Here is a 4,213-nt window from a genome sequence, read left to right on the forward strand (position 1 = left end):
CAGCTGGATAGAGCACCCGCCTTCTAAGCGGACGGTCGCTGGTTCGAATCCAGCAGGGCGCGCCATAATCGCATTTACCAAAATCAAAGTTCTAGCCCCGGCTCGCCGGGGCATTTTCTTTTGTGGGTTGTTGCAACGCTCTTGCTTCCGACACAGCAGCGATATGCTTGGCGAAATCAGATAGAAGCCGTAGCCGCTTCGCCTGTTTCATGGTTAGAAGTCACGTCTTGATTTTAAACTTGCGTCCATTTTCAAAGATGAAGTGCCAGGAGTATCGCCCTCCGGACGCCGGAGCAACAAAGCGGCATAAAGGTTGGAACATGGTTTCCCCTTCGAGGTTTCCGAAGCATCGCAGTCTTCGAAAAACTCAGCTGGGAAGAAATGAAGTTGACCTATCTGCATCCAGATCCATACCGTATCCGGGCTTGACGCGATGTCCGGCGCATATCTGATCCTCGTTGCCGCGGCGGGCATTTCGGCCCTGCTATTCCTCGTCATCAAAGTTCGTCTCCATGCCTTCGTTACGCTTCTGCTGGTCAGCCTGCTGGTCGGCGTCGCCGCCGGGATGCCTCTGGAAGGCGTCATCAAATCCGTCGAGAAAGGGATGGGAGGCACGCTGGGCTTCGTCGCCGTCGTCGTCGGCTTGGGCGCCATGTTCGGCCAGTTGCTCGAAGTATCGGGCGGGGCCGAGCGATTGGCCCGCACCATGGTCCGGAAGTTCGGCGACGACAAGGTGCAGTGGGCGCTGGGTCTGACCGGCTTCATCGTCTCGATCCCGGTCTTCCTGGACGTCGCCATCGTCATCCTGGTGCCGATCCTGTACCGCTTGGCCCGCGACAGCGGCAAGCCGCTCCTGTACTACGGTATTCCGCTGGTTGCAGGCGGGGCCGTGACCCACGCGTTCATCCCACCGACGCCGGGGCCGATCGCGGTCGCCGATCTGCTGGGCGCCGATCTCGGCTGGGTGATCCTGTACGGCGTGATCTGCGGCCTGCCGGCAATGGTGCTGGCCGGGCCGGTATGGGGCAGCTACATCTCGCGCCGCATCACCAAGGGCGTGCCCGATTACGTCGAACTCGGTGAGATCGACGAGAGCCGCGAGTTGCCGAGCTTCGGCGAGGTGCTAGCGATTATTCTGACGCCGCTGCTGCTGATCCTGGTGAGCACGACATCCGGCATCATGCTGGATGAAGGGAATCCCCTGCGGTCGTTCCTGGTGTTCATCGGTCACCCTTATGCGGCCCTTCTGATCGCGACCTTGCTGGCGATGTTCCTGCTGGGCTCCCGCCGGGGCTACGACAGGGAGGAGATCCAGAATATCGTCAACAAGGCGCTGGAACCTGCGGGCATCATCATTCTGGTGACCGGCGCCGGCGGCGTGTTCAAGCAAGTGCTGATCGACAGCGGCGTCGGTCAGGTTCTGGGCGACATGATGTCGGCCTCTGGCCTGCCGTACCTGGTGCTGGCTTTCGTCATCTCGGCATTGATCCGGGTGGCGCAGGGTTCCGCCACGGTCGCCATGGTGACAGCGGCCGGTCTGATCGGCCCGATCCTGGAACAGAACAATGTCGAGGGCTCTCAGTTGGCGCTTGCGACGATCGCGATCGCGGCCGGCGGCACCATCCTCAGTCACGTCAACGACAGCGGCTTCTGGCTGGTCAACCGGTTCTTCGGTCTGACCGAGAAGGAAACGCTACAATCGTGGACGGTGGCCACGACCATCGTGTCGCTGGTCGGCTTTGGCATGGTCCTGCTGCTGGGCGCCATGGTGGGCTGACGGGCCTGCGATCTTAAACCGCTCAGGTCTGGTGTAGGGACGGCTCGGCTTCGGACGGGCCATTCCTTACGCTGGCCGGTAAGGGCAACGGTACTCACCGCCGAGTGTTACCGAACCAAGTGGGTGAATTACAAAAGACGAAGGGAGCGGCGGTATGCAGGATGGCAACCCCAAGGATGGTGCGGATCGAGCCACAAGCCTGGCGGAGCAAGGACTTCACGAGCAGGCCCAGGGGCACGATGCCGAAGCGGATCGGCTGTTGTCCGAAGCTCTCTCCATCGACTCCGAAGCGGTCGATCAGGTTCTTCGAAAACATGATGCCGGGCGCGCTCCGGATGCGCGGGATCAGGCTACGAGCAACCGGGACGTGGAACGGACACTACCCCGATCCTGATCGTCCCCCGCGGGGAGTAGGAAGACTGCTCTCCGCGCGGAGCCCAGGGCTTGAAAGACTTCCCAGTCGATTTTTCCCACCGGGTCCGCCAAGCGGCCATTCTGAGGATCCGGTCAGCTTGCCTTTGGGCCGGTCGATGTGAGCGGCAATCGGAGGATCAGCTTGCCGGCAGGGCGGAATAGCACAGGTCGGAGGTGTCGCGCTTGATGTCGAACTTCGGCGAGTCCAGGTAGGCTTTGCCGCGCTCAGCCTCCGTCTCGGAGATCACCGTGCCGTGGAAACGCCCGAACTTGTCGTAGACGTTGACGACCTGCTCGGTCACCGTCGCATCCATCGGAACGCCGGGGCGGGCGGTTCTGGGGCTTTTCGGAGACACATCCGGCGTGTCGTTGTCCAGCCACTGCAAATGAACCAAGGCGACGATCCTGTCGCCGGCCGGACTTGCACGGTCCAGCGCAAGGATCTGGACCCGGTTGCCCAGTTGGGTCCGCATGGGTCGCGAAAAGTCGAGCGGAGGGCGCGGCGTGGAATACGTGACCCGCTCGGCCGACAGCGGCGCCTGCTCCGGTTTCAGGCCATTGACCAGACCTGTGAGATCCCGCTCGTCAAGGGCGGCCAGAGATCCCGCGCGCACTTCGTCCATGCTCCAGAGAGTGCCGCCGAAAGCACCGGTCTTGGTGTAGATGCTGATCGCTTCGCCGATGTCGCCGCCACAGTTCACCGCCGCCACGATGGGATGGCCGTCGGAGCTGGTCCGCTGGGACGTCAGGATCCGCACGCCGTTTCCCTTGCGCGTCCTGATCGGTTCGCTCAGGTCGAGGCCCTGCTTGATCGCGGCCCAGAGAGCCATCGCTCCCGCAACCATCCCTCCTCCGATCAGTACAAGCGGTGCGACCATAATCCCTCCCTGTTCGGCCGGCGCCAGCCTATGGCCCAGCCTATGGCAAGGAATTGCCGGCGGCAAGCCCGGCACCCTGGCGGAAGGTGCGGCTTGACCTCGACCCCTTTCGCACTAGAACATAGTATGAACAATTTGCACGGGCAGGATCATGGAGTTGTTGAAAAAGCTGGAGATTTTGGCGGATGCGGCCAAGTACGACGCTTCCTGCTCCTCCAGCGGATCGGATCGCAAGAACTCGGCCGGGACCAAGCATGGGATCGGCTCGACCGAGGGCATGGGGATCTGCCACGCCTATGCTCCCGATGGCCGATGCATTTCCCTGCTGAAGATCCTGCTGACCAATTTCTGCGTCTATGACTGCCTGTACTGCGTCAATCGGCGGTCCAGCAATGTGCGGCGCGCCCGGTTCACCCCGGAGGAGGTGGTGGACCTCACGCTTGGCTTCTACCGGCGCAACTACATCGAGGGGTTGTTCCTGAGTTCCGGGATCATCCAAAGTCCCGACTACACGATGGAGCAGATCGTCCAGGTGGCGCGGATGCTGCGCGAGCAGCACGGGTTTCGCGGCTACATCCACCTGAAGACAATCCCCGACGCTTCGCCGGAACTGCTGGCGGAGGCTGGACGCTATGCGGACCGGCTGAGCATCAATGTCGAGCTGCCGGTGGAAGCGTCGCTGGGCAAGCTGGCTCCGGAAAAGGACGGCGCCGCGATCCGGCGTTCGATGGGGCGGCTGAGGCTCAACATCGAGCAGGCGAAGGAGGAACCGCGAGGGCCGCGTTTCGCGCCCGGCGGCCAGAGTACCCAGATGATCGTCGGGGCGGATGCCACGGACGACAAGGGCATCCTGGCGACCAGCGACAGGCTCTACAACGCTTACCGGCTGCGCCGGGTGTACTACTCGGCGTTCAGTCCGATCCCGGACGCGAGTTCGGGGCTGCCGCCCGGTGCGCCGCCGCTGATGCGGGAGCATCGGCTGTATCAGGCCGACTGGCTGATGCGGTTCTACAGCTTCGAGGCGGGCGAGATCGTGCCACAGGGCGGGTTGCTCGACCTGGAGATCGATCCGAAGCTGGCCTGGGCGCTGGGCAACCGGCACCGCTTCCCGGTCGATGTCAACAAGGCGGACCGGGAAAGCCTG

Annotated in this window: 4 protein-coding genes; 2 read left to right on the forward strand and 2 right to left on the reverse strand. The window is 62.7% G+C overall.

Translation table 11 applies throughout. The annotated features are described in order from the left end of the window. Positions 1–433 precede the first annotated feature (433 nt). Entirely contained in the window at positions 434–1,777 is a 1,344-nt protein-coding gene (locus AC5JJ6_RS39575) for a GntT/GntP/DsdX family permease (RefSeq protein ID WP_496047303.1), read from the forward strand. A 94-nt stretch (positions 1,778–1,871) separates the two neighbouring features. On the opposite strand, the gene AC5JJ6_RS39580 is transcribed toward AC5JJ6_RS39575, so the two are convergent. Further along, the gene (locus tag AC5JJ6_RS39580; RefSeq protein ID WP_496047304.1) at positions 1,872–2,093 is read right to left on the reverse strand and encodes a hypothetical protein; all 222 of its coding nucleotides are present in this window, start codon (positions 2,091–2,093) and stop codon (positions 1,872–1,874) included. Positions 2,094–2,328: 235 nt separating this feature from the next. Then, the gene (locus AC5JJ6_RS39585; RefSeq protein WP_496047305.1) at positions 2,329–3,069 is read right to left on the reverse strand and encodes a hypothetical protein; all 741 of its coding nucleotides are present in this window, start codon (positions 3,067–3,069) and stop codon (positions 2,329–2,331) included. Between the two features lie 151 nt (positions 3,070–3,220). Between AC5JJ6_RS39585 and AC5JJ6_RS39590 the strand changes: the two genes are divergently transcribed. Next, a partial coding sequence (locus AC5JJ6_RS39590; protein WP_496047306.1) for a putative DNA modification/repair radical SAM protein occupies positions 3,221–4,213 on the forward strand: 993 nt, incomplete at its 3' end.

This window comes from Skermanella sp. (genome assembly GCF_059503625.1).

Excerpts from the sequence above, each read along its gene's own strand:
- AC5JJ6_RS39580 (WP_496047304.1), bottom strand. The coding sequence starts at position 2,093 with ATGTTTTCGAAGAACCTGATCGACCGCTTCGGAGTCGATGGAGAGAGC.
- AC5JJ6_RS39575 (WP_496047303.1), top strand. The coding sequence starts at position 434 with ATGTCCGGCGCATATCTGATCCTCGTTGCCGCGGCGGGCATTTCGGCC.
- AC5JJ6_RS39585 (WP_496047305.1), bottom strand. The coding sequence starts at position 3,069 with ATGGTCGCACCGCTTGTACTGATCGGAGGAGGGATGGTTGCGGGAGCG.